Origin of the sequence: Xylophilus sp. Leaf220 (genome assembly GCF_001421705.1) — a bacterium.
Lineage (GTDB): Bacteria > Pseudomonadota > Gammaproteobacteria > Burkholderiales > Burkholderiaceae_C > Xylophilus.
Genome location: NZ_LMKO01000022.1, coordinates 327768 through 352681, shown reverse-complemented (window position 1 = coordinate 352681; position 24914 = coordinate 327768). Strand labels below are relative to the sequence as shown.

Genomic DNA, 24914 nt, shown 5'->3' with positions numbered 1-24914 from the left:
GAAAGAGGCTCCAGGGCTTGGCAGGCGACCAACATAGCACGGCCGACCGGTGCGCCGGAAACAGGCGGTCGATGGCCCCGGCGTTGTATTCGCGCGAAAAATAGGGGTTTTCATACGGGTGTAGTCGGGGTTTTCTCCAATGGCGACAGCTTCCACCGCGGAGGCCGGCCGCCCGGCGCAGCGCTTCTTGCCGCCGGGGCGGTGTCTGTCCAACCTTTCCGGAGAAATCCTCGTGATGCAAAAGAACATGTTCGCCCTGGCCCTGCTGTGCGCAGCCGGCGGCGCCTTCGCCCAATCCAACGTGACCCTGTTCGGCGTGGTCGACGCCTCGGTGGCGCGCATCTCGGGCAACGGCGGCCATACCCAGGGCCTGGCCAACGGCAGCAACACCAGCAGCCGCCTGGGCTTCCGGGGAACCGAAGACCTGGGTGGCGGCCTTTCGGCCGGCTTCTGGCTCGAAGGTTCGCTCGGCCTCGACACCGGCACCAGCAACGGCTACCAGTTCGACCGCCGCTCCACCGTCAGCCTGAACAGCGGCTTCGGCGAAATCCGCCTCGGCCGCGACAAGGTGCCGGCATACCTGACGATCGAGACCTTCGATCCGTTCGCCGACATCGGCGTGGGCGGCGTGGGCGCCTCCAACATGCTGGCCAACGCCGCGACGGCGGCCGGCGGCGGCACGACCGGTGCCACCGGCACCACGATCGAAGGCAGCGCCCCCAAGCGCCTGAGCAACACGGTCGGCTACATCCTGCCCGCCACGCTCGGCGGCTTCTACGGCCAGCTGCAGTACGGCTTCGGCGAGACCGTATCGACCGCGGTCAACGACAAGCGCGGCAACTCGATGGGCTTCCGTGCGGGCTACATGGCCGGCCCGATCAACGTGTCGGGCGGCTACAGCCAGGTGCAGGGCGGCCCGGCCGCGACCGAGATCAAGTACAAGTCGTCGAGCCTCGGCGGTTCCTACAACTTCGGCATCGTCAAGCCGATGGTGCTGTTCGCGACCGAGCGCGGCAACGGCCGCCGCATCGACCTGCTCGAGATCGGTGCCACCGCTCCGCTGGGTGCCGGCGAGCTGCGCGCCGCGGTCAGCCGCTTCGACCTGAAGGACAGCGCGAACGACTCGCGCAAGTTCGCGCTCGGGTATGGTTACAACCTCTCGAAGCGCACCCAGCTGTACGCGACCGTCGCCCGCGTCAGCAACGACGGCGCCGCCACCCGCGGCATCTCGATCAACGGCCTGGCTTCCCCGGGCGTGGCCGCCGGTGGAAAATCGACGGGCTACGAAGTGGGCGTTCGCCACAGCTTCTGACCCGGGCTCAAGTCGGCGGGTTTTCGGTCGAAAGAAGGGTATGAGGCCCTGAGACGAGAACCCTTCTCGACCACGGAGGCCGTTTCGTTGCATCGTCGCAACGAAACGGCTTTTCTTCTCCGTTTGCGGCCTAAATCCTTTGCGCAACCTCCGAGCGTCTGTTGCAATAACACCAACTTCCATCAAGGAGGTTGGCCCGGGGAACCGGCGGGATCAGGCTACGGTGCGAGCCGGCCTTGCCCCTCGTACCGGAGCCCTATGTTTAACCTTGGAGAAACTCGCAATGAAAAAATCCCTGATTGCCCTGGCTGTGCTGGCTGCTTCCGGCGCCGCGATGGCACAGTCCTCCGTCACCCTGTTCGGCGTGGTCGACGCTGCTGTGACCCGTTCTTCCGCTTCGGGTGGTGCAGGTAACCGTGTTGGTCTGTCGCAAGGCGGCAACAGCGCTAGCCGTCTGGGCTTCCGCGGTACCGAAGACCTCGGCGGCGGCCTGGCTGCCAGCTTCTGGCTCGAAGGCACCGTGGGTGTGGACGACGGCCAAGCTGCTGGTTACTCCTTCGATCGCCGCTCTACCGTGAGCCTGGCAGGTCCTTTCGGTGAAGTCCGCCTCGGCCGTGACTACTCGCCATCGTTCTGGAACGTGACCACGTTCGATCCGTTCGGCACGCGTGGCGTCGGCCAAGCACTGGACGTCTACCGTCCAGGTCTGTCGAACCCAGTTCGCAACAACAACACCGTTGGCTACTTCCTGCCAGCCACCCTGGGCGGCTTCTACGGCCAACTGCAGTACGGCTTCGGCTCGGAGCCAGTCTCCACCGCCGTCAACGACAAGGCTGGCCGCTACATCGGTGGTCGCGTTGGCTTCGCCAACGGCCCTCTGAACGTTGCAGCTTCGCTCGGCGAAACCAAGCAAGCCTTCCTGCCTGCCAACGGCGCAGTCGGTGGCGACCTGAAGCAAGCCAACATCGGCGCTTCGTACGACTTCGGTATCGTCAAGCCATCGATCTACTACGGTCAGTCGAAGGTTGACAACGGTACCGTTGCAAACGGCATCGCCAACACCAAGCTGAACACCCTGCTGATCGGTGCTACCGCTCCTCTGGGCGCTGGCGAACTGCGCGCTTCCGTGGCCCGCTACGACCTGAAGAACAGCAACGCCGACGCGAACAAGTTCGCCATCGGTTACGGCTACAACCTGTCGAAGCGCACCCAGGTCTACACGACCGTGGCACGCATCAGCAACAAGGGCGGCGCAGCTTACGCTGTCGGCGGCGCTGGCCTGACCGGCGTGACGCCTGGTGCTGGTCGCAACTCGACCGGTTTCGACATCGGCGTTCGCCACTCCTTCTGATTTCCCGCCGGCGTGAGCCGGTTGGATTTCGAAGCAAAAGCCGCTGGCCTTCGGGTCGGCGGCTTTTTTCATGGGCGGTTGGGAGGGCTCGTGTGCAGAAGCCCTAATTGCCCCGGGAAATGATGGCAAATCCCTAGCTTGCGTGCGAGGCGCTGTCGTAAGCTGCATGCCATGCAGAAAATCTTTGCGTGGATCATGGTGCTGCCTGTCGTGGCATTGCTGGCGGGCTGTGCCGCGCCGGCGCGGCCATCGGCGACGGTGGGCGACGCGGCCTTGGGCTGGGGCGGCGTCGATACCCGCGGGGTGGCCCGCCAGTGGGTCCACAAGGAATTTCCGGGCAAGCAGTCCACCGAATACGAATACGCCTTCGACGGCAAGACGCCGAGCGTCCGCGCCCGGTCCGACGGCTCGGCCAGCATGCTGAAGACGCCGCTGCAGGTGCCGCCCGAGGCGATCGGCCACCTGCAGTTTTCCTGGAAGGTGCCGGCCCTGATCACCGACGCCGACATGATGCGGCGCGATGCCGACGATGCGCCCTCCCGCGTGGTGCTGGCGTTCGAAGGCGACCGCAGCCGCTTCTCGACCAAGGACGCGATCCTGTCGGAGCTGGCCCGCACGCTGACCGGCGAAGAAATGCCCTATGCCACGCTGATGTACGTCTGGTGCAACAAGCGCCCGGTCGGCAGCGTGATCCCCCATCCGCGCAGCGACCGCATCAAGTCGATCGTGGTCGAATCCGGCCCGGCGCGGCTGGGCCAGTGGCTGGCCTACGACCGGGACGTGCGGGCCGACTTCGAGAAAGCCTTCGGCGAGGCGCCGGGCATGCTGGCCGGCATCGGCGTCATGACCGACAGCGACAACACGGCTTCGCGTGCGCTGGCCTGGTACGGCCCGGTGCGGCTGGCGCCGGTCGGTGGCCCGTCGCAGGCGGTGGCCTCGCACCCCTAGAGCGGGGAAGGCACCGCGGTGCCTGCAAGCCAGGCCCCGTGCGGCGCGGGGCAACCCTCTGGGCCTCGATGCGGTGCCCGCACTCCCACACGACGGTCCCGAAGCGCCTCAGGCGTAGCGTTTGCTGCGCAGGTTGTTCTTCATCTGCTGCAGCACCGGCTGCAGGGCGCTGCCGATCCGCAAGGCCACGCAGGTCGCCAGGATGTCGACGATGGTCAGGTGCAGCAGGCGCGAGACCATCGGGCTGTAGCGGTCGTAGCCCTCGGGATGGTCGGCCGCCAGGTGGATATGCCCGGCCGAGGCCAGCGGCGAGCCGCTGGCGGTGATCACGATGGTGGTGGCGCCGTTGCGGCGCGCGATGTCGGCGGCGTCCATCAAATCGCGGGTGCGGCCCGAGTTGGAGATGATCACCACGCAGTCGCCCGGCCCGAGCATGGTGGCGCTCATCACCTGCATGTGGCCGTCGCTGTAGGCGATGGCGGTCACGCCCAGGCGGAAGAACTTGTGCTGTGCGTCGAGCGCGACGATGCCCGAGTTGCCCACGCCGAAGAACTCGATCCGCCGCCCGGTCTGGTAGGTGGCGGCCAGGGCGGAGGCCGCCCGCTCGATCGCCACCGGGCTCGCCTCGTTGCGGTACTTCTGCAGCGCGGCGGTGGTGTTGTCGATCATCTTGACCAGCACGTCGGCCGTCTTGTCGTCCGCATCCACGCTGCGGTGGATGAAGGGAACGCCCTCGACCACGGTGCCGGCCAGCTTGCGCTTGAAGTCCGACAGCCCGTCGTAGCCCACGCTCCGGCAGAACCGCACCACCGTCGGCTTGCTCACATGCGCCCTGTCGGCCAACTCGACCACCGGCAACAGCGAAAACGCCCGCGGATCCGCCAGCACCAGCCGCCCCACCCGCTGCTCCGCCGGCGCCAGCGACGGCAACGACGCCCGCACCCGATCCAGCATTCCCCCCGCCTCAACCACGGACGCCCCCCGCAAACAAAGCGCTTACGCCGCGCCCCGCCCAAAACAGCGCACCGCGCCCCGTGCGCCCCTCACACCCCCAGAACCACCGCGGATCCGGCTCCGCCGGTCCGCCGGTGGTGCCCCCGGCGAGGGGGAAGGCGCAGCACACGCAGTGAGCGGAGCCTGGGGGAGCGCTCAAGTCTCTTCGCTCCAGCAATGCCCGTCCCGCGCGATCATCGCGCTCGACGCGCTCGGCCCCCAGGTGCCGGCCGCATACGGTCGCGGCTCCTGGTGGCCGCTCTGCCAGTGGTCGAGGATCGGCTCCACCCAGCGCCAGGCGGCCTCCTGCTCGTCGCTGCGCACGAACAGGTTGAGCCGGCCGTCGATCACGTCGAGCAGCAGGCGCTCGTAAGCACCCACCCGCTCGGAGCCGAAGCGCTTGTCGAAATCCAGGTCCAGCTGCACCGGCGAGAGCGTCTGCGTGCCCGACCGGGTGCCGGCCTTGGCGCCCTTGCGCTCCACCTGGCCCTCGGCCAGCAGGTGCAGCTCCAGCCCGTCCTTGGGCTGCAGGTTGATCACCAGCTGGTTGAAGGCGCCACCCACCGGGGTGCGGTAGATCGGGTGCGGCGCGGGCCGGAAATTGATCTCGATGCGCGAATCGCGCGAGGCCAGCCGCTTGCCGGTGCGGATGTAGAAGGGCACGCCCGCCCAGCGCCAGCTGTCGATCTCGGTGCGCAGGGCCACGAAGGTCTCGGTGGTGCTGGAAGGGTCCACGCCCGGTTCCTCGCGGTAGCCCTGCACCCGCTCGCCGTACGCAGTGCCGGCGGTGTACTGGCCGCGCACCACGTGCAGGCCCAGCGTCTCGGGCGTCCAGGGGCGCAGCGAGCGCAGGACCTTCAGTTTCTCGTCGCGGATCGCGTCGGCGTCGGCGCTGATCGGCGGCTCCATCGCGATCGCGCAGAGCAGCTGCAGCGCATGGTTCTGCACCATGTCGCGCAGCGCGCCGGTGGTCTCGTAGAAGGCGCCGCGCTTCTCCACGCCCAGGTCTTCGGCGATGGTGATCTGGATGTTGGCGATCAGCTCGCGCCGCCACAACGGCTCGAACAGCGCGTTGCCGAAGCGCAGCGCGAACAGGTTCTGAACCGAGGGCTTGCCCAGGTAGTGGTCGATCCGGAAGATCTGCTGCTCGCTGAAGACCTGCCGCACCGCGGCGTTGATCTCGCGGTTGGACGCCAGGTCGTGGCCCAGCGGCTTTTCCAGCACGATGCGGGTGCGCGGCGTGGCCAGGCCCGCGGCGCCCAGTTGCTCGCAGGCGGTGGTGAAGAGCGTCGGCGCGGTGGCGATGTACATCACCACCGTCTCGGCGTTGCGCTCGTCGAGCCGGGCCTTCAGCCGGGCGTAGTCGCCGGGCTTGGACACGTCGAGCTGCACGTAGTGCAGCATCTCGGCGAACTTGGCGAACTCCTTGGCGTTGGGCCGCTTGGCGCCTTCCACCTCCTCGAAGCGCGACTGGATCAGCGTGCGGTACTGGTCGTCGCTCAGGTCGTCGCGGGCCACGCCGATGATGCGGCCCTGCGCCGGCAGGGTGCCGTGGCGGAATGCCTGGAACAGGGCCGGCATGAGCTTGCGCCAGGCCAGGTCGCCGGTGCCGCCAAACAGTACGAGTTCGAAGGACATGGGGGGTGCAGGTGCTGTGGGGCTTCGACTTTAACGGGGTTTGCCACGGCCGATCGATACCGGCCGGGCGCCGCGGCCATGCCTGCGTGCGGCTGCGTACAGGCCTGCGCCGGGAGGGCCACTACACTTTTACCGCTCCGGACTCCGTCTCCGGCCCGCTTTCTCCCGCAGCAGCAGAACCTCAGGATGCGCATGAACCAACTCGACGCCCTCAAGCAGTTCACCACCGTCGTGGCCGACACCGGCGATTTCCGCCAGCTGGCGCAGTTCCAGCCGCAGGACGCCACCACCAATCCTTCGCTGATCCTCAAGGCGGTGCAGAAGCCCGACTACCGGCCCCTGCTCGACCAGACCGTCGCCCGCTTCAAGGACCGCCCGCTCGACGAGCTGACCGACCGCCTGCTGGTGCGTTTCGGCGCCGAGATCCTGTCGATCATCCCCGGCCGCGTCTCCACCGAAGTCGATGCGCGCCTGTCGTTCGACACCGAGGCCACCTACAGCCGCGCCGAGCGCATCGTGGAGCTCTACGAGGCCGAGGGCGTGCACATCGACCGGGTGCTGATCAAGGTCGCCGCCACCTGGGAAGGCATCCAGGCCGCGGCCCGGCTCGAGCGGCGCGGCGTCCACACCAACCTGACGCTGCTCTTCTCCTTCGCCCAGGCGGTGGCCTGCGGCCAGGCCCAGGTGCAGCTGATCTCGCCCTTCGTCGGCCGGATCTACGACTGGTACAAGAAATCGGCCGGCAGCGCCTGGGACGAGTCGGCCAACGCCGGTGCCAACGACCCGGGCGTGCGCTCGGTGCGGCAGATCTTCGAGCACTACAAGCGCTTCGGCATCGCCACCGAAGTGATGGGCGCGAGCTTCCGCAACACCGGGCAGATCGCGGCGCTGGCAGGCTGCGATCTGCTGACGATCAGCCCCGAGCTGCTGGCCGAACTGGCCGCCACCGTTGCGCCGCTGCAGCCGGCACTCGACCCTGCCGCCGCCCGCCACAAGGAACTGGAGCCGGTGAACTACGACGAGGCCGGGTTCCGCTTCGCCCTGAACGAAGACGCGATGGCCACCGAGAAGCTGGCCGAAGGCATCCGCGGCTTCACCGCCGATGCGCGCAAGCTCGACCAGCTGTTGCAGCAGCAGGCCGCCTGAGCCGCGAGGAGCCCCGATGATCCGACCACAAGACCCGCTCGCCCGCTTCCCCCGCTGCGACGCCACGCCCGCCTGGGCCGCGCTGCAGGCCCACTACCAGGCGACGGGCCGCGCGTTCGATGCGCGCCATGCCTTCGTCGCCGACCCGGCACGCTTCGACACCCTGAGCCAGGAAGCGCCGCACCTCTTCGCCGACCTCTCGAAGAACCGCACCGACGCCGCCACCGAGGCCCTGTTGATGCAGCTGGCCCGCGAATGCGGCGTCGAGGCGCAGCGCGACGCGATGCTGGCCGGCGCCGCCACCAACGCCACAGAGGGCCGGGCAGTGCTGCACACGCTGCTCCGCGCACCGAAATCCGAAGAAAAAGAGGCGGTAGCCGGCGCTGCCAGCCGGCCATCAGCTATCGAAAACATAGCATCGGCCGCGCAGGAGGTCCACGCCACTCGCGACGCGATGCTGGCCTATGCCGAGCAGGTGCGGGGCGACGTGGCGATCACCGACATCGTCAACATCGGCATCGGCGGCTCCGACCTGGGGCCGCAGATGGCGGTGCTGGCGCTCGACGGCTACCGGGCGGCGGGCAAGCGCTTCCACTTCGTCTCCAACGTCGACGGCCACGAGCTGGCGGCCGTGCTGCGCGGGCTGCGGCCGGAGAGCACGCTGTTCCTGGTCGCATCCAAGACCTTCACCACCGCCGAGACGATGGCCAACGCCGAAAGCGCCCGGTCGTGGTTCGCGGCGGCCGGCGGCCAGGACGTGGCCCGGCACTTCGCGGCGCTCACCACCAACGTGGCGGCGGCGCATGCCTTCGGCATCACGACCACCTTCGGTTTCTGGGACTGGGTGGGCGGGCGCTATTCGCTGTGGTCGGCGATCGGGCTGCCGATCGCGATCGCCATCGGCGCCCGGGCCTTCGACGCGTTCCTGGCCGGCGCGCATGCGATGGACACGCATTTCCGCACCGCTCCGCTGGAGCGTAATTTGCCGGTGCGCCTCGGCCTGCTCGACGTCTGGTACCGCAACTTCCACGGCTTCACCAGCCGCTGCGTCGCGCCCTACCACCAGGCGCTCAAACGTCTGCCGGCCTTCCTGCAGCAACTGGAGATGGAGAGCAACGGCAAGCGGGTCGACCAGGGCGGTCGGCCGCTGGACTACGGCACTTCGCCGGTCGTCTGGGGCGAGCCCGGCACCAACGGCCAGCATGCGTTCTTCCAGATGCTGCACCAGGGAACCGACGTGGTGCCGCTCGAATTCATCGCGGTGCGCGACGCGGCGCACGACCTGCCCGGCCACCACCCCAAGCTGCTGGCCAACGCGCTCGCCCAGGCCCAGGCGCTGCTGCAGGGGCAGGCGGACGCGGGAGGACACAAGGATTTCCCAGGCAACCGGCCGAGCACCTTCTTCGTCCTGGAAAAGCTCGACCCGGCCACCCTGGGGGCGCTGCTGGCGCTCTACGAGCACCGGGTGTTCGTCAGCGGCGCGGTCTGGGGCATCAACAGCTTCGACCAGTGGGGCGTGGAGCTGGGCAAGGTGCTGGCGAAGGACATCGAGCCGCGGCTGGCTTCGGGCGACACCACCGGGCTGGACCCGTCCACCGCCGGCTTGCTGGCCCGCCTGCGTCCGCTGGGTTGACGCCGGCGCGGCGCGACCCGGTGCGCGTGAGAATCGCCTGCGGCAAACGGTGCTGCAGGCGCCGGTAGCGCGGAAGCATCCCGGGCCGACGGGCGCTTCGCGTCCCGTTTCTGGACTTTTTGCCGGACTCGACGCTTGGCTTCGACGAATCGACCGCAGCCCTTCGACGCCGGTCCTAGCCGTTACCATCTGCTGGGGAGAGTTGCAAAAACATGTGTCCGCTGAATGGACCGCCCGTCAGCGGAAATCTGGCCGGCCGGGTAAGGAAAGAATCTTGCAGATGCTGGTGACGAAAGACACGGCGGCTTCACCGCGCCAGAAGCTGGAGTGGTTGCAGGCGCTGCGGGGCGTTGCGGCCCTCATGGTGCTGTTCTTCCACATGACACCGTACTGGAAGGATCTTCCGGTACTCGGCACTTTCTCCAGTGCGATGCATTTCGGCTTCGCGGGCGTCGACGTGTTCTTCGTCCTGAGCGGGTTCGTGGTCTATGCGTCGGCCCGCCAGTGCGTCGGCCTCCGCGAGGTCTCGGACTTCGTGAAGCGCCGGATGCTGCGCATCTACATGGGCTACTGGCCCGTGCTGCTGGTCTTCGCCGCCGTTCCGTGGATCGTCAAGGGCGCAGAGGGGCTCTCCTGGGAGCGGGTACTGCGCAGCGTCTTCCTGCTGTATCCCAACATCTCGGACAACTGGGTGCCGACGGCTTGGTCGCTGACCTACGAGCTCTTCTTCTACGCATGGCTGGCGCTGGTGAGCCTTTGCGCCGGGCCTGCCGTCCGGTTGCGCGTGGTCGCGGCGCTGCTGGCCGTCGTCGTCGCCTGGAATACGGTGTGGTTGATGGCGGCTTCCGGCACGATGCTCATGGGCCAACAACCCCTGCGCTTCGGACTGACCGGTTACGCGGCCGAGTTTCTGGCGGGCGCGCTCGTGTTCGAGTGGTATGCGCGCTATTCCTCGGCGCGGGTGGATCCGTGGGTCGTGCTGCCGGCCTGCGGTGCGGTGGTCCTGCTGGGCTTCGCCGTGGGGTCGACGTCGCCGTATTTCGACCGCGTGGAAATCATGCGGGCCGGCAGCTACGGCGTGGCAGCCATCGGTTTCCTGGGCACTGCCCTGGCGCTGCAGCGCCAAGCCGTGCGTGCGCCGCTGTGGCTGGTGCGGATCGGCGACGCTTCGTTCAGCGTGTACCTGATCCACATTTTTCTGTTGAGCGGCCTCGGCTACGTGCGCTACACGTACCTGGGCGGCGGCACGACGCTCGGTTCCACGCTTTTCGCGGCCAGCTATCCGGTCCTGATCGTGCTGATCGGGTGGCTGTGGTACCGGGGCGTGGAGTTGCCCCTGATGCGTTGGACCACGCCGCCGCGGGCTGGTGCCGCCGCGTCTGCCGGCCAGTGGCGTACGCGCTGGGTCGGCGCTGTCGCGCGCTTCGGCAAAGCCGGCGGATCCCCGTGACTTGTTGGCAGCACCGGTGCGCCACGGACTGTCCTTATGATCCGGGCGGGGCGGAGGGCCTCGCAACAGGAGAAGACGGATGACGTTCGGACAAGCGGTTTCGGTGTGCCTGCAGAAGAAATATGTCGATTTTTCGGGGCGGGCCAGCCGTTCCGAGCTGTGGTGGTTCTTCCTTTTCCAGATACTGGCCTATCTGGTCTCGGGCCTGATCCACAACGTGGTGTACATGGTCGTGGTGCTGGCGCTGCTCCTGCCGTCGCTCGGCGTGGGCGTTCGGCGCCTGCACGACGTGGGCCGCAGCGGCTGGTGGCTCCTGATCAGCGTGATCCCGCTGGTGGGCGGACTGGTGCTGCTGTACTGGATGGTGCAGCCGGGCGATGCGGGCAGCAACGAGTACGGCGCGCCGGTGACGGCACCGACCGAGTTCCTCGGCGGCCCGCCGGGCAGCGTCTGATCGGCGGCGCCGGCGGCGGCCGGCGGCGTTTGTACGCTGCGCTTTACCGTCCTGTGGCAGGGCGTACATGCGGCGTGTCTAGAGTCGGTGGCTTCCAGCAGCACCGTACCGAGGACATCCGCATGACCATCTTCCACCGCACCGCCGCAGCCGCATTGCTGGCATGGGCCGTTGCCACCGGCACCGCATGGGCCCAGGACGGCAACCGGCCGCCGCCGCCCGGCGAGGGCCACCGCGAGCCGCCGGCCGAGGCCTTCACCGCCTGCGCCGGCAAGGCCGAGGGCGACACCGTCACCCTGACCATGCCCGACGGCCGCACCATGACCGGCACCTGCGCCAAGCTGCCCGACGGCCGCCTGGCCGCCCGGCCGCCGCGGATGGGCCCGCCCCCCACCCGCTGAGCGGGCCACCGCCCGACCCGAGCCCGCAGCCGTTCGCGCCTGCGGGCTTTTTTGCGCCCGGGCGATACGTCGGTCGATGCGGGCGACTAGGGATACTCCCGAGGGGGTGGTGCAACAAAGTATCGGAGGTGGCGGCACGCGTACCAAAGCTGCAACCGAGGATCGCCAGAATCCGCTCCACGGGGGCCGGTCGCAGCCTCCGCAAGGAGACACAACCATGAAAACCTTCACCCGCATCGCACTGGCGCTGGCCGCCGTGCACGCCTGCGCCGCTGCCACCGCAGCGACCGAACTGGTCATCGCCACCGTCAACAACGGCCACATGATCGAGATGCAGAAGCTCTCGCCGGTGTTCGAGAAGGCGCATCCCGACATCAAGCTGAAGTGGGTCACGCTGGAGGAGGGCACGCTGCGCCAGCGGGTGACCACCGACATCGCCACCAAGGGGGGCCAGTTCGACGTGATGACCATCGGCCTGTACGAAGCGCCGATCTGGTCCAAGAAGGGCTGGCTCACCCCCATCGCCACCGATGCCGCCTACGACGTGGACGACCTGCTGCCCGCGATCCGCGCCGGCCTGTCGACCGACGGCAAGCTCTACGCCGCGCCCTTCTACGGCGAAAGCTCGATGCTGATGTACCGCAAGGACCTGGCCGACAAGGCCGGCTTCCAGATGCCGCCGCAGCCCACCTGGGCCCAGGTCAAGGAGCTGGCCGGCAAGATCCACGACCCGAAGGCCGGCGTCTACGGCATGTGCCTGCGGGGCAAGCCCGGCTGGGGCGACAACATGGCCTTCCTGACGACGCTGGTCAACACCTACGGCGGCCAGTGGTTCGACATGCAGTGGAAGCCGCAGATCGACTCCAAGCCCTGGAAGGACGCCATCGGCTTCTACGTGGACCTGATGAAGAACTACGGCCCGCCCGGCGCCTCGGCCAACAGCTTCAACGAGAACCTGGCGCTGTTCAACGAGGGCAAGTGCGGCATGTGGGTGGACGCGACCATCGCCGCCTCGTTCATCAGCGATCCGAAGCAGTCGAAGGTGGCCGACAAGGTGGCCTTCGCCCAGGCCCCGACCGCCGTCACGCCGAAAGGCGCCAACTGGCTCTGGACCTGGAATCTGGCGATTCCCGCCAGCTCGACCAAGGCCGCCGCCGCGCAGACCTTCGTGCGGTGGGCGACGTCGAAGGAGTACGTGCAACTGGTGGCCAAGGAGCACGGCTGGAACACGGTGCCCACCGGCACCCGCAAGTCGACCTACGCCAACCCCGAATTCCAGAAGGTGGCGAAATTCGCGGCCGAGGAGAAGAAGGCGATCGACAGCGCCAACCTGACTGACAGCACCCTGCCCAAGTCGCCCTACGTCGGCGTGCAGTACGCGGCGATCCCCGAGTTCCAGGCGATCGGCGTGGCGGTGGGCCAGCAGATGAGCGCGGCGCTGTCGGGCAAGGTGACGGTGGAGCAGGCGCTGAAGACGTCGCAGAGCGCCGCCGAGCGCGAGATGAAAAAGGGCGGGTACTACAAGTAACCCGCAGCTTCCTCCCCCGCTGGGGGAGGGCCGGGGTGGGGGCCCACGTCCGATAGAACGTTCGGCACCGTCACTGGCGGCAGCCCTCATCCCCACCTTCCCCCAGCGGGGGAAGGAGCCGCACCCGAAAACCCCTCGAGGCCGTTCCCATGAAACGCTTGCTGCCCCGGATGCTCATGGCGCCTGCCGTGGCCACGCTCGTCCTCTGGATGGTCGTGCCGCTGGCGATGACGCTGTACTTCTCGTTCGTCAACTACAACCTGATGCAGCCGGGCGAGCACGCTTTCGCGGGCCTGGGCAACTTCCAGTATTTCGTCACCGATCCGGACTTCTGGCCCGCCGTCTCCAACACGCTGCTGCTGATCGGCAGCGTGATCGGCATCACCGTGGTGCTGGGCGTGCTGCTGGCGCTGCTGGTCAACGAGCCGTTCCCGGGCCGGGGCATCGTGCGGGTGCTGCTGGTCTCGCCGTTCTTCGTCATGCCGGCGGTCAACGCGCTGCTGTGGAAGCACATGATGATGAACCCGATCTACGGCATCCTGGCCGACGTGTGGCGCGCCTTCGGCGCCGCGCCGGTCGACTGGCTGACCGATGCGCCGCTGCTGTCGGTGATCGTGATGGTGGCCTGGCAGTGGCTGCCCTTCGCCTGCCTGATCTTCATCACCTCGCTGCAGTCGCTCGACCGCGAGCAGATGGAGGCCGCCCGCATGGACGGCGCCACCGCGCCGCAGCGCTTCTTCTACCTGACGCTGCCGCACCTGGGCCGGCCGATGGCGGTGGTGATCATGATCGAGATGATCTTCCTTCTGGGCGTCTTCGCCGAGATCGCCATCACCACCAACGGCGGCCCGGGCAACGAGAGCACCAACCTCACCTACCTGATCTTCAAGCAGTCGCTGATGAATTTCGACGTGGGCGTGGCCTCGGCCGGCGCGCTGTTCGCGGTGGTGCTGGCCAACATCGTCGCGGTCTTCCTGATCCGCATCGTCGGCAAGAACCTCGACTGAACCATGGCACACCCCCAGTCTTCGCGCACTGCGTGTCTCTGCGCCAACCCCCTTGCAGGGGGCAACACCAGCGGCCCGGCCAAGCCGGTTCCGCGGTGTTTCCAAGAAAGATGACCATGCACGACAAGCTCGTTCTCACCGGCATCCGCACCGTGGGCGCCTGGGCCGCGGCGCTGCTGCTGTTCTTCCCGCTGGGATGGCTGTTCCTGACGGCCTTCAAGACCGAGCTGCAGGCGATCCACGTGCCACCGCTCTTCGTCTTCACGCCCACGCTCGACAACTTCGCCGAGGTGCAGCGCCGCAGCGACTACCTGCTGTACGCCCGCAATTCGCTGGTCACCGCGCTGGGCTCCACCGTCCTCGGGCTGCTGATCGCGGCGCCGGCGGCGTACTCGATGGCCTTCTTCCGCACCCGCCGCACCCGGGACATCCTGATGTGGATGCTCTCCACCAAGATGATGCCGGCGGTCGGCGCGCTGATGCCGGTCTACGTGCTGGCGCAGAGCACCGGCCTGCTCGATTCGCTGACCGCGCTGACGGTGGTGTTCACCCTGTCCAACCTGCCGATCATGGTCTGGATGCTGTACGCCAGCTACAAGGACATACCGCAGGACATCCTGGAGGCCGCCCGCATGGACGGCGCGAGCCTGTGGACCGAGTTCCGCCACGTGGTGCTGCCGCTGTCGGTCGGCGGGCTGGGCTCCTGCGGGCTGCTGTGCCTGGTGCTCAGCTGGAACGAATCGTTCTGGGCGCTCAACCTCAGCTCGGCCAAGGCTGGCACCCTGGCGACGCTGATCGCCTCCTACTCCAGCCCCGAAGGCCTGTTCTGGGCCAAGCTCTCGGCCGCCTCGCTGATGGCGATCGCGCCGATCGTGGTGTTCGGCTGGTTCAGCCAGAAGCAACTCGTCCAGGGCCTGACCTTCGGCGCCGTCAAGTGAAACGGGAGACATCCATGGCCTACCTGCAACTGCAGCACATCACCAAGAGCTTCGGCGACGCGCAGATCATCCGCGGCGTCGACCTGGAGATCCAGAAGGGCGAGTTCATCGTTTTTGTCGGGCCGTCGGGCTGCGGCAAGTCGACGCTGCTGCGGCTGATCGCCGGGCTGGAGCCGGCCACCGGCGGCAGCCTGCACCTGGACGGCCGCGACATCACCCACATGCCTTCGGGCAAGCGCGACCTGGCGATGGTGTTCCAGAGCTATGCGCTCTATCCGCACATGAGCGTCTACGACAACATGTCCTTCGCGCTCAAGCTGGCCGGCGTGGCCAAGGACGAGATCCGCCGCAAGGTGCTGCACGCGGCCGAGACGCTCAACCTGGCGCAGTACCTCGACCGCACGCCCAAGGACCTGTCGGGCGGGCAGCGCCAGCGGGTGGCGATCGGCCGGGCCATCGTCCGCGCGCCCAAGGTGTTCCTGTTCGACGAGCCGCTCTCCAACCTCGACGCGGCGCTGCGCGGCAACACGCGGGTGGAAATCCACAAGCTGCACCGCGCGCTCGGCGCCACCACCATCTACGTCACCCACGACCAGGTCGAGGCGATGACGCTGGCCGACCGGGTGGTGGTGTTCCGCGACGGCCGGATCGAGCAGGTGGGCACGCCGCTGGAGCTCTACGACCGGCCGGCCAACCGCTTCGTCGCGCAGTTCATCGGCATGCCGTCGATGAACCTGGTGCCGGCCGCGGCCATCCCGCACTTCTCGGCCCAGACCCGCGGCCGTCTGCCGCAGGACGGCTTCCTGGGCGTGCGGCCCGAGGGCCTGCGGGTGCACCCCGGCCACGGCGCCGGCGTGCCGGGCCGGGTCGAGCTGGTCGAGGCCCTGGGGGCCGACACTCTGATCCATGTCGACGTGGAAGGCGTGCCGCTGGTCGCACGCCAGAACGACCGCACCCGGCTGCAGGCCGGCGACGACGTGGGCGTCGAACTCGATCCGTCGGTGCTGCACCTCTTCGACCGCGACGGCCGCACCGCCGACGCCACCGCCTGAATCCTCTTCGGAACCGCGACATGTCCAACTCCACCCCGCCCGACGGCACCGGCACCGGCACCATCCTGCACCTGGGCCTGGGCTCCTTCCACCGCGCGCACCAGGCGGTGTACCTGCAGCAACTGCACGACGCGGGCGACACCCGCTGGTCGCTAGTCGGCGCCAACATCCGGCCCGACATGGCCGAGACGCTGGACGCGCTGCGCGCCCAGGGCGGCCACTACACGCTGGAGACGATCTCGCCCGCCGGCGCGGTGCGCTACCAGCGCATCGCCGCGATCCGCGCGGTGCTGCCCTACGAGGCGTCGCTGGCCGCGGTGGTCGCCTGCGGCGCGGCGCCCGCCACCCGCATCGTGTCCTTCACCGTGACCGAGGCCGGCTACTATCTCGACGCACAGCACCGGCTGGATCTGTCGTTCACCGACCTGCAGGCCGACATCGACCGCGCCCGCCGCGGCGAGGCCGGCCAGACGGTCTACGGCGCGGTCTGCGCGATCCTGCGGGCGCGCCGTGCGGCGGGCGCCGGCCCGCTCACCCTGCTCAACTGCGACAACCTGCGCCACAACGGCGAACGCTTCCGCGGCGGCCTGCTGGAGTTCATCGACCATGCGGGCGACCCGGCGCTGCGCGCATGGGCCGAGGCGAACACCGCCTGTCCCGACGCGATGGTCGACCGCATCACGCCGCGCCCTCCACCGGAGTTGCGCGCGCGCGTGCTGCAGGCCACCGGCTGGGACGACGCCGTGCCGGTCACCGGCGAGAGCTTCATCCAGTGGGTGATCGAGGACGACTTCGTCGCCGGCCGGCCCGACTGGGCGCGCGTGGGCGTGCAGCTGGTCGCATCGGTGCAGCCGTACGAGGAAGCCAAGATCCGGCTGCTCAACGCCACCCACAGCTGCATCGCCTGGGCCGGCACCCTGGTCGGCCTGCAGTTCATCCACGAGGGCACGCACACCGCGGCGATCCGCCGGATGGCCTACGACTACGTCACCGACGACGTGATCCCCTGCCTGCAGGTGCCGGGCGCGGCCAGCCCGGTCGACCTGCCCGCCTACCGCGACGTGGTGCTGGAGCGTTTCGGCAACCCGGCGATCCGCGACACCAACCAGCGGGTGGCAGCCGACGGCTTCTCCAAGATTCCCGGCTTCGTCGCACCGACGATCCGGGAGCGGCTGGCGCGCGGCGAGGGCATCGACAGCGTGGCGATGCTGCCCGCGCTGTTCCTGGCCTTCCTGCAGCGCTGGCACCGGGGCACGCTGCCCTATGCGTACCAGGACCAGGGCATGGACCCGACGGCAGCGCATGCGATCTGCGACGCCGCCGACCCGGTCGCGGCCTTCTGCGCCGATGGGTCGCTGTGGGGGCCTACCGCGAACGATCCGCGCCTGGTCGACGCGGTGCGCCGGGTCGGCCAGCGGGTCGACGCATTCGTGGCGTCCGCCGCCTGAAGGAGCCTCCATGCGCATCGCGTTCGTGGGCGAGGCCCTGATCGATTTCACCGGCACCGGCGGCCTGGGCTTCGTGGGCCACGAAGGTGGCGCATTGGCCAACAGCGCCATCGCCGCCGCACGGCTCGGCCAGCCTGCCGGCCTGGTCACCCAGCTCTCCACCGACCTGTTCGGCGAGCGGCTGCTGGCGAACCTGCAGGCCAACGGGGTCGACACCCGCTTGGTGCTGCGCAGCGATGCGCCGAGCACGCTGGCCTTCGTCGAGCGCACGCCGCAGACCAACCGCTACGCCTTCTACACCCAGGCCACCGCCGACACGCTGTGGTCGCCCGACCCGCTGCCGGAACTGCCGCAGAGCTGCCGCTACCTGCACTTCGGCTCCATCGCGCTGCTGCAGGAACCGGCGGCCGGTTGCATCACCGCGCTGGTGCAGGCTCAGCGCGGCGCACGCATCGTCGTCTTCGATCCCAACGTGCGGCCCAGCCTGGTGCGCGACATGGCCGGCTACCGCGAGCGGATGCGCGCCTGGGCCGCGCTGAGCGACATCGTCAAGCTGAGCGACGAAGACGCCACCGCGCTCGCGCCGCACCAGGACGCGGCCGACACCGCCCTGTGCTTTTTGCGCATGGGGCCGCGCGCCGTGGTGCTGACCCGCGGCGCGGCCGGGGCCACGCTCTACCGGACCGGGCATGCGCCGCTGGAGGTGCGGCCGCCGTCGGTGGCGGTGGTCGACACCATCGGCGCCGGCGACACCTTCGGCGCGGCATTGTCGGTGGGCCTGCTGGAGCAGGGCGTGGAGCAGCCGGCGCAGCTGGCCGCCCTGGCCGACGCGACCTGGCGCACGGTGCTGCAGTTCGCGGCCGCCGCCGCGGCGCTCAACTGCACGCGAGAGGGTGCGAATCCCCCGCGGCGCGACGAGGTGCGCGGTACGTGGGCCGGCCCGCAAGACCCCGCATCGATCCCGCGGTGAACCGCCGCCACGCAGAACCGACCGACGCATTCACCGCGATCCACCGCACGACCCCATGACGCGCTTCCACCTCTACATCGACAGTGCCGACATCGACGCGCTGCAGGCCTGCCTGCCGCACCCGGTGGTCTACGGCGTCACCACCAACCCCACGCTGCTGCTGCGCGCCGGCGTCTCGCGGGCGGCGCTGCCCGCGCTGCTGCACCGCGCGCTGCGGCTCGGCGCGCGGCAGGTCCAGGCGCAGGTGCAGTCGGCCGATGCCGACGGCATGCGGGCCGACGCGCTGGCGCTGCTGGCGGCGTTCGAGCCGGGCCAGCTGGTGGTGAAAATCCCGGCCACCCGCGAGGGCCTGCGGGCCGGCGCAGAACTGAGCGCCGAGGGTGTCCCGGTCACCTACACCGCGGTGTACGCGGAAGAGCAGGCGCACTTCGCGGCCCAGCTCGGTGCGGCCTATGCGGCGCCCTACCTGGGCAGGCTGGAAGACGCCGGCATCGACGGACTGGCGCTGGTCGCGCGGATGCAGGCGCTGGTGGCGCAGAGCGGCAGCGGCACCCGGCTGCTGGTGGCCAGCGTGCGCTCCCGCGCCGCCTACCAGGCGCTGCTGGCGCTCGGCGTGGGCGCGATCACCGTGCCGCCCGCGCTGTTCGCCGAGATCCTCGACCACCCGGCCACGTCGGCGGCCCAGCGTGGCTTCCTGGCGGATGCCGACCGCCTTCCCCTGTCTTCCTGAGGACCTTTTCGATGAGCGACGCACCTGTATCCCCCACCACATCCACCGGCTGCCTCGCCGGCCGGCACGTGCTGCTGACCGGCGCCGGCGGCGGCATCGGCCTGGCGATCGCCGAGGCCTGCATCGCCGAGGGCGCGCGCTGCACCGTGGTCGATCGCGCCGACGGTGCCCCGGACGCGGTGCGCGCGGTGGCCGCGCGCCATCCCGACGCGATCGCCTACCAGGGCGCCGACGTGACCGACAGCGCCGCCATCGCCCGCTGCATCGCCGCGGCGCAGGCCCGCTTCGGTGCCATCCACACGCTGGTCAACAACGCGGCGGTGTTCGACATGGCGCCGCTGCTGGACGCCGACGAGGCCTCGTTCGACCGGCTGTTCGCGGTCAACGTGAAGGGCATGTTCTTCGTGATGCAGGCGGTGCTGCGCGAGATGGTGCGGGCCGGCACGCGAGGCGCGTCGGTGGTCAACCTGGCCTCGCAGGCCGGCCGGCGCGGCGAGGCGCTGGTCGCCCACTACTGCGCCACCAAGGCCGCGGTCATCAGCTACACCCAGAGCGCGGCGCTGGCGATGGCGCCGCACGGCATCCGGGTCAACGGCATCGCGCCGGGCGTGGTCGATACGCCGATGTGGGCCGGGGTCGATGCGCTCTTCGCCCGCTACGAGAACCTGCCGATCGGCGAGAAGAAGCGCCAGGTGGGCCTGGCGGTGCCGCTGGGCCGCATGGGCACGCCGGCCGACATGGCGGGTGCGGTGGTGTTCCTGGCGAGCGACGCCGCGCGCTACATCACCGCCCAGACGCTGAACGTGGACGGTGGTAGCGTCATGGGCTGAGCACACCCCCAGGCTGCGCACTTCGTGTCTTCGCCCACCCCCTTGCAGGGGGCCATCCTGGCGGCCCGGCGAAGCCGGTTCCGCGAGATGTCTGGGAGTTGCCGGTGTGTCTTTTGGGGCCGATGTTTATGAACAAGACCTACGCCACTCCCCGCCAGCGCCAGCCGGAGCTGGAGCACGACCTGGCGCGCTCGCCGGCGCTGGGCTACGAGCCGCCGGAAGAGGCCGGGTGGGTGCGCTGCCTGGCGCACGGGTACCCGAGTTCGCTGGCGCGCTGGCATTGTCACGACGAGTACGAGCTGCACCTGATCACGCACACCTCGGGCAAGGCCTTCGTGGGCGACTGGATCGGGCCGTTCGGACCGGGGCACCTGGTGCTGTGCGGGCCGCGGCTGCCGCACAACTGGATCTCGCTCGACACGCCGGCCGGCGGGGTGGAGGCGCGGGACCTGGTCATCCAGTTCCGCCACGATCCGGTGGAGCAGGCGGCGCAGGGCATTCCCGAGCTGGCCGAGGTGCGGCCGTTGCTGGAGCGGGCCCGCCGGGGCGTCGAGTTCTTCGGCCTGTCGGAGCGGGCCGAGGCGCACTGGGCGCGGGTCAAGTCCACCCACGGCCTGCGCCGGCTGGCGGCGTTCTGCGACTTCCTGGCCGACCTGGCCGATTGCACCGACTACCGGCTGCTCTCCAGCGTGCAGATGCAGGGCGCCGAGGGCGATGCCGAGGTCGACAGCATCAACGCCATCGTCAACCGGATCACCGACAACGTCGCCGAGCCGATCCACATGGCCGACGTGGCCGCCGGCCTGGGCATGAGCGAGAGCCGGTTCAGCCGCTTCTTCCGCAAGGCGACCGGCAACAGCTTCACCGATTTCGTGAACCGGGTGCGGATCAACAACGCCTGCCACCTGCTGATGCAGACCGACCACTACGTGACCGACATCTGCTACCAGGTGGGCTTCAACAACGTCGCCAATTTCAACCGGCGCTTTTTGGAGATCAAGGGCATGACGCCGACGGAATTCCGGCGGCAGTCGGAGCGGCGATTTGGCGGCCAGGCTTAGCTGGCCCCCAGGCTACGCACTGCGTGTCTTCGCCCACCCCCTACCGGGGGCGACACCCCTGGCCCGGCAGAGCCGGTTCCACGGTGTCCCTTGAGGGTGGCGGTGCGCGGAGTATGGGGAATTCTCCGTGGCAAGGTCGTGAAGGCCGATGCTACGTTTTTTATAGCTTATGGTCGGCGCCGTTCGCCGGCTGGAGGCACTTTTCGTTCATGACCATGTACCTCGGGCTCGATCTCGGCACTTCGGAACTCAAGGCGCTGCTGCTGGACGGCGGCGGGCGCATCGTGGGGGTGGCGCGGGCGCCGCTGGTGGCGAGCCGGCCGCGGCCGCTGTGGTCGGAGCAGGACCCGGCGGCGTGGTGGGTGGCGGTGGAGGACGCGATGGCGCAGCTGCGGGCAGCGCATCCGGCGGCGCTGGCGGCGGTGCGGGCGATCGGGTTGTCGGGGCAGATGCACGGTGCGGTGCTGCTGGACGCGGCCGGCGCGGTGCTGCGGCCGGCGATCCTGTGGAATGACGGACGCAGCGCGGCGGAGTGCGATGCGCTGGCGCAGGCGGTGCCGCGGCTGGCGGAGATCGCCGGCAACCTGGCGATGCCGGGATTCACCGCGCCCAAGCTGCTGTGGGTGCGCCGGCACGAGCCCGACGCGTTCGCCCGCACGGCGCGCGTGCTTCTGCCGAAGGACTGGCTGCGGCTGATGCTCTGCGGCGAGGCGGTCGCCGAGATGTCGGACGCGGCGGGCACGCTGTGGCTGGACGTAGGGCGGCGCGACTGGTCGGACGAACTGCTGGCGGCCACCGGGCTCACCCGCGGCCACATGCCGCGGCTGGTCGAGGGCAGTGCGGTGTCGGGCATGCTGTCGCCCGCGTTGGCTGCGCGGTGGGGCTTGCCGGCCAGCGTGAAGATCGCGGGCGGGGCGGGCGACAACGCGGCCAGTGCGGTGGGCATGGGCGTCGTGGCGCCGGGGCAGGGCTTCGTGTCGCTCGGCACCTCGGGCGTGATCTTCATCGCCACCGACCGGTTCCTGCCCCATCCTGCCCGGGCCGTGCACGCCTTCTGCCATGCGCTGCCGGGCCGCTGGCACCAGATGTCGGTAATGCTCTCGGCCGCCAGTGCGGTCACGTGGGCGGCGCGGGCCTTCGGCTTCGGCGGCAGCGAGGCGGCCCTGCTGGAGGCCGCGGCACGGCCCGATGCGCCGGCCCGCAGCCGGGCGCCGCTGTTCCTTCCCTACCTGTCGGGCGAACGCTCGCCGCACAACCACGCCGGTGCGCAGGGCGTGCTGTTCGGGCTGACGCAGGCGCACGGGCCCGACGACATCGCCTATGCGGTGGCCGAAGGCGTCTGCCTGGGCCTGCGCGACGGGCTCGACACGCTGGTGGCGCCTTCGGGTGCATTGGCGCTGGTGGGCGGCGGTGCGCGCAGCGTCTGGTGGGCGCAACTGCTGGCCGACATCCTGGAGGTGCCGCTGACGCTCGCGGAGGGGGGCGAGGCCGGCGCCGCGCTGGGGGCCGCGCGGCTGGCCTGGCTGGCCGATGGCGGCGACGAAGCGGCGGTGTGCACCGCGCCCGCCGTGCGCCAGCACTTCGAGCCGGACCTGGCAGCGGCCGAGGCACACCGGGCGCGACACCGGCGCTTTCGTCAGCTATACCCGGCGGTAAAGGCGCAGTTCGACGACATCTGAACCAAAAGTGGCTGTAGCCGGCGTCCTGCGCCGGCTGCCAGCTATAAAACTAGTAGCAAAATAAAGGAAAAAGCCCCGCGGACTTCGCAGTCCGCGGGGCTTTCGCTTGGGGCATCACCCGCCGGCACGGGCCGGCAGGTGGTGCGACCGGGCGCTTACATGCCCATGTCGCCCATGCCACCCATGCCACCCATGCCGCCGCCAGGCATGCCGCCGGCACCGGCTTCGTCCTTCGGTGCTTCGGCGACCATGGCTTCGGTCGTCAGCAGCAGCGACGCGACGGAAGCGGCGTTCTGCAGGGCAGTGCGCGTCACCTTGGTCGGGTCCAGGATGCCCATTTCGATCATGTCGCCGTAGGTGTCGTTGGCGGCGTTGAAGCCGTAGTTGCCCTGGCCGTTCAGCACCGCGTTGACCACCACGCTCGGCTCGCCGCCGGCGTTGTAGACGATCTCGCGCAGAGGCGCTTCGATGGCCTTCAGGATCAGCTTGATGCCGGCGTCCTGGTCGGCGTTGTCGCCCTTGATCTCGCCAGCGGCCTGCTTGGCGCGCAGCAGCGCGACGCCACCACCGGCCACGATGCCTTCTTCCACTGCAGCGCGGGTGGCGTGCAGGGCGTCTTCGACGCGGGCCTTCTTTTCCTTCATCTCGACTTCGGTGGCCGCGCCGACCTTGATCACCGCAACGCCGCCGGCCAGCTTGGCCACGCGCTCCTGCAGCTTTTCACGGTCGTAGTCGCTGGTGGCTTCCTCGATCTGGATGCGGACCTGCTTGACGCGGGCTTCGATGTCGTCGGCAGCGCCAGCGCCGTCGATGATCGTCGTGTTTTCCTTGCCCACTTCGATGCGCTGGGCGGAGCCCAGGTCGGCCAGGGTGACCTTCTCGAGCGTCAGGCCCACTTCTTCGGCGATGACCTTGCCGCCCGTCAGGATGGCGATGTCTTCCAGCATGGCCTTGCGGCGGTCGCCGAAGCCAGGTGCCTTGACGGCCACGACCTTCAGGATGCCGCGGATCGTGTTGACCACCAGCGTCGCCAGGGCTTCGCCCTCGACTTCTTCGGCGATGATCAGCAGCGGACGGCCGGCCTTGGCGACCTGCTCCAGCACGGGCAGCAGGTCACGGATGTTGCTGATCTTCTTGTCGAACAGCAGCACGAAGGGGTTTTCCAGCAACGCGGCCTGCTTCTCAGGGTTGTTGATGAAGTAGGGCGACAGGTAGCCGCGGTCGAACTGCATGCCTTCGACGACGTCGAGTTCGTTGTCGAGCGACTTGCCGTCTTCGACGGTGATCACGCCTTCCTTGCCGACCTTGTCCATCGCGTCCGCGATGATCTTGCCGATGGATTCGTCGCTGTTGGCCGAGATGGAGCCGACCTGCGCGATTTCCTTCGAGGTGGTGGTGGCCTTCGAGGCGTTCTTCAGCTGGGCGACCAGGGCGGTGACCGCCTTGTCGATGCCGCGCTTCAGGTCCATCGGGTTCAGGCCGGCGGCGACGTACTTGGAGCCTTCGCGCACGATGGCCTGGGCCAGCACGGTCGCGGTGGTGGTGCCGTCACCGGCGTTGTCGGAAGTCTTGGAGGCCACTTCCTTCACGAGCTGGGCGCCCATGTTCTGCAGCTTGTCCTTGAGTTCGATTTCCTTGGCGACGGACACGCCGTCCTTGGTCACCGTAGGAGCGCCGAACGAGCGCTCGAGCACCACGTTGCGACCCTTGGGGCCGAGGGTGACCTTCACTGCGTTGGCGAGGATGTTCACGCCTTCGACCATGCGGGCGCGGGCTTCACCGCCGAAGACTACGTCTTTTGCTGCCATGTTGATTTCTCCAGAATTCAGTTAAAGAGGGAAACGGTTGTCTGCAAAGGCCGCGCTGCACCGGGGCAGCGCAGGCGCCTTACTTCTCGACAACTGCGAAGAGGTCTTCTTCCTTCATGACCAGCAGCTCGTCGCCGTTGACCTTGACGGTCTGGCCCGAGTACTTGCCGAACAGGACGCGGTCGCCGACCTTCACGCCGACAGCGGAGATCTCGCCCTTGTCGTTCTTCTTGCCCGGGCCGACGGCCAGGATCTCGCCCTGGTCCGGCTTTTCTGCGGCGGCGTCGGGGATCACGATGCCCGATGCGGTCTTGGTTTCGCTGTCGATGCGCTTGACGATCACGCGGTCGTGCAGAGGACGAAGGTTCATAGCAACTCCTGAAATGGAAGCGGTTGGGGCCGGAACGACACCGCGCAGAGGCGGCTGTCGCGAAACTGAGGGGAGGGCGCCGGGCCGGCCTGTACGGGCTGCTAGCACTCGTCCCCTTCGAGTGCTAATGATATAGCCATCGGGCGCAGTTTCAAGAGGGGCTGTAG

22 protein-coding genes are annotated in these 24914 nt (G+C 68.9%); 18 read left to right on the top strand and 4 right to left on the bottom strand.

Translation table 11 applies throughout. From position 1 onward, the window contains the following. Positions 1-235: 235 nt before the first annotated feature. The 3 genes from ASE76_RS13590 to ASE76_RS13580 all read left to right on the top strand — a co-directional run bounded on the left by ASE76_RS13590 (position 236) and on the right by ASE76_RS13580 (position 3611). Positions 236-1312, top strand: coding sequence for a porin (locus ASE76_RS13590; RefSeq protein WP_055840336.1), 1077 nt, complete (start codon positions 236-238; stop codon positions 1310-1312). A 283-nt stretch (positions 1313-1595) separates the two neighbouring features. Beyond that, entirely contained in the window at positions 1596-2663 is a 1068-nt protein-coding gene (locus ASE76_RS13585) for a porin (RefSeq protein ID WP_055840333.1), read from the top strand. 171 nt (positions 2664-2834) lie between these two features. Beyond that, positions 2835-3611: a DUF3047 domain-containing protein gene (locus ASE76_RS13580; RefSeq protein WP_082448486.1), complete on the top strand. Its 777-nt coding sequence runs from the start codon at positions 2835-2837 to the stop codon at positions 3609-3611. Between the two features lie 108 nt (positions 3612-3719). Here ASE76_RS13580 and ASE76_RS13575 read toward each other — a convergent pair whose 3' ends face one another. Both ASE76_RS13575 and zwf read right to left on the bottom strand, forming a co-directional pair. Continuing rightward, a complete protein-coding gene (locus tag ASE76_RS13575; protein ID WP_055840331.1) occupies positions 3720-4565 on the bottom strand; it encodes a MurR/RpiR family transcriptional regulator in 846 nt (281 codons plus the stop codon). Between the two features lie 195 nt (positions 4566-4760). Further along, positions 4761-6242, bottom strand: coding sequence for a glucose-6-phosphate dehydrogenase (gene zwf, locus ASE76_RS13570; protein WP_055840329.1), 1482 nt, complete (start codon positions 6240-6242; stop codon positions 4761-4763). Positions 6243-6434: 192 nt separating this feature from the next. On the opposite strand from zwf, the gene tal reads away from it, so the two are divergent. The 15 genes from tal (at position 6435) to xylB (ending at position 22569) form a co-directional block, all read left to right on the top strand. After that, complete coding sequence (gene tal / locus ASE76_RS13565; RefSeq protein ID WP_055840508.1) at positions 6435-7388, top strand: transaldolase; 954 nt, start codon at positions 6435-6437, stop codon at positions 7386-7388. Positions 7389-7404: 16 nt separating this feature from the next. Then, on the top strand, positions 7405-9021 hold the full coding sequence (gene pgi / locus ASE76_RS13560) for a glucose-6-phosphate isomerase (protein ID WP_055840327.1): 1617 nt from the start codon (positions 7405-7407) through the stop codon (positions 9019-9021). A 280-nt stretch (positions 9022-9301) separates the two neighbouring features. Continuing rightward, entirely contained in the window at positions 9302-10471 is a 1170-nt protein-coding gene (locus ASE76_RS13555) for an acyltransferase (protein WP_055840325.1), read from the top strand. A 79-nt stretch (positions 10472-10550) separates the two neighbouring features. Then, a complete protein-coding gene (locus ASE76_RS13550; protein ID WP_055840324.1) occupies positions 10551-10925 on the top strand; it encodes a DUF805 domain-containing protein in 375 nt (124 codons plus the stop codon). A 122-nt stretch (positions 10926-11047) separates the two neighbouring features. Then, positions 11048-11326 carry a hypothetical protein gene (locus ASE76_RS13545; RefSeq protein WP_055840323.1) on the top strand — a complete coding sequence of 93 codons (279 nt, stop codon included), beginning with the start codon at positions 11048-11050 and terminating at the stop codon, positions 11324-11326. 217 nt (positions 11327-11543) lie between these two features. After that, positions 11544-12854, top strand: a complete 1311-nt coding sequence (locus ASE76_RS13540; protein ID WP_055840322.1) for a sugar ABC transporter substrate-binding protein — start codon at positions 11544-11546, stop codon at positions 12852-12854. 149 nt (positions 12855-13003) lie between these two features. Continuing rightward, positions 13004-13861 (top strand): carbohydrate ABC transporter permease, encoded by an 858-nt coding sequence (locus tag ASE76_RS13535; protein ID WP_055840320.1) that lies wholly within the window; start codon positions 13004-13006, stop codon positions 13859-13861. 116 nt (positions 13862-13977) lie between these two features. Beyond that, on the top strand, positions 13978-14799 hold the full coding sequence (locus ASE76_RS13530; RefSeq protein WP_055840506.1) for a carbohydrate ABC transporter permease: 822 nt from the start codon (positions 13978-13980) through the stop codon (positions 14797-14799). Positions 14800-14813: 14 nt separating this feature from the next. Beyond that, positions 14814-15851, top strand: a complete 1038-nt coding sequence (locus ASE76_RS13525) for an ABC transporter ATP-binding protein (protein WP_055840318.1) — start codon at positions 14814-14816, stop codon at positions 15849-15851. A gap of 20 nt (positions 15852-15871) precedes the next feature. Further along, positions 15872-17299, top strand: coding sequence for a D-arabinitol 4-dehydrogenase (gene dalD / locus ASE76_RS13520; protein ID WP_168389254.1), 1428 nt, complete (start codon positions 15872-15874; stop codon positions 17297-17299). Between the two features lie 10 nt (positions 17300-17309). Next, a complete protein-coding gene (locus ASE76_RS13515) occupies positions 17310-18269 on the top strand; it encodes a carbohydrate kinase (RefSeq protein ID WP_055840316.1) in 960 nt (319 codons plus the stop codon). 55 nt (positions 18270-18324) lie between these two features. Then, the gene (locus ASE76_RS13510; RefSeq protein ID WP_055840313.1) at positions 18325-18999 is read left to right on the top strand and encodes a transaldolase family protein; all 675 of its coding nucleotides are present in this window, start codon (positions 18325-18327) and stop codon (positions 18997-18999) included. 11 nt (positions 19000-19010) lie between these two features. Continuing rightward, the gene (locus ASE76_RS13505; protein WP_055840311.1) at positions 19011-19829 is read left to right on the top strand and encodes an L-iditol 2-dehydrogenase; all 819 of its coding nucleotides are present in this window, start codon (positions 19011-19013) and stop codon (positions 19827-19829) included. A gap of 128 nt (positions 19830-19957) precedes the next feature. Next, the gene (locus ASE76_RS13500; RefSeq protein ID WP_055840310.1) at positions 19958-20890 is read left to right on the top strand and encodes an AraC family transcriptional regulator; all 933 of its coding nucleotides are present in this window, start codon (positions 19958-19960) and stop codon (positions 20888-20890) included. A 215-nt stretch (positions 20891-21105) separates the two neighbouring features. Beyond that, positions 21106-22569 (top strand): xylulokinase, encoded by a 1464-nt coding sequence (xylB, locus tag ASE76_RS13495; protein ID WP_055840502.1) that lies wholly within the window; start codon positions 21106-21108, stop codon positions 22567-22569. Positions 22570-22724: 155 nt separating this feature from the next. Here the strand turns inward: xylB and groL are convergent, their stop codons facing one another. Both groL and ASE76_RS13485 read right to left on the bottom strand, forming a co-directional pair. Continuing rightward, entirely contained in the window at positions 22725-24377 is a 1653-nt protein-coding gene (groL, locus tag ASE76_RS13490) for a chaperonin GroEL (protein WP_055840308.1), read from the bottom strand. A gap of 79 nt (positions 24378-24456) precedes the next feature. After that, a complete protein-coding gene (locus tag ASE76_RS13485) occupies positions 24457-24747 on the bottom strand; it encodes a co-chaperone GroES (RefSeq protein WP_055840307.1) in 291 nt (96 codons plus the stop codon). Positions 24748-24914: the final 167 nt, after the last annotated feature.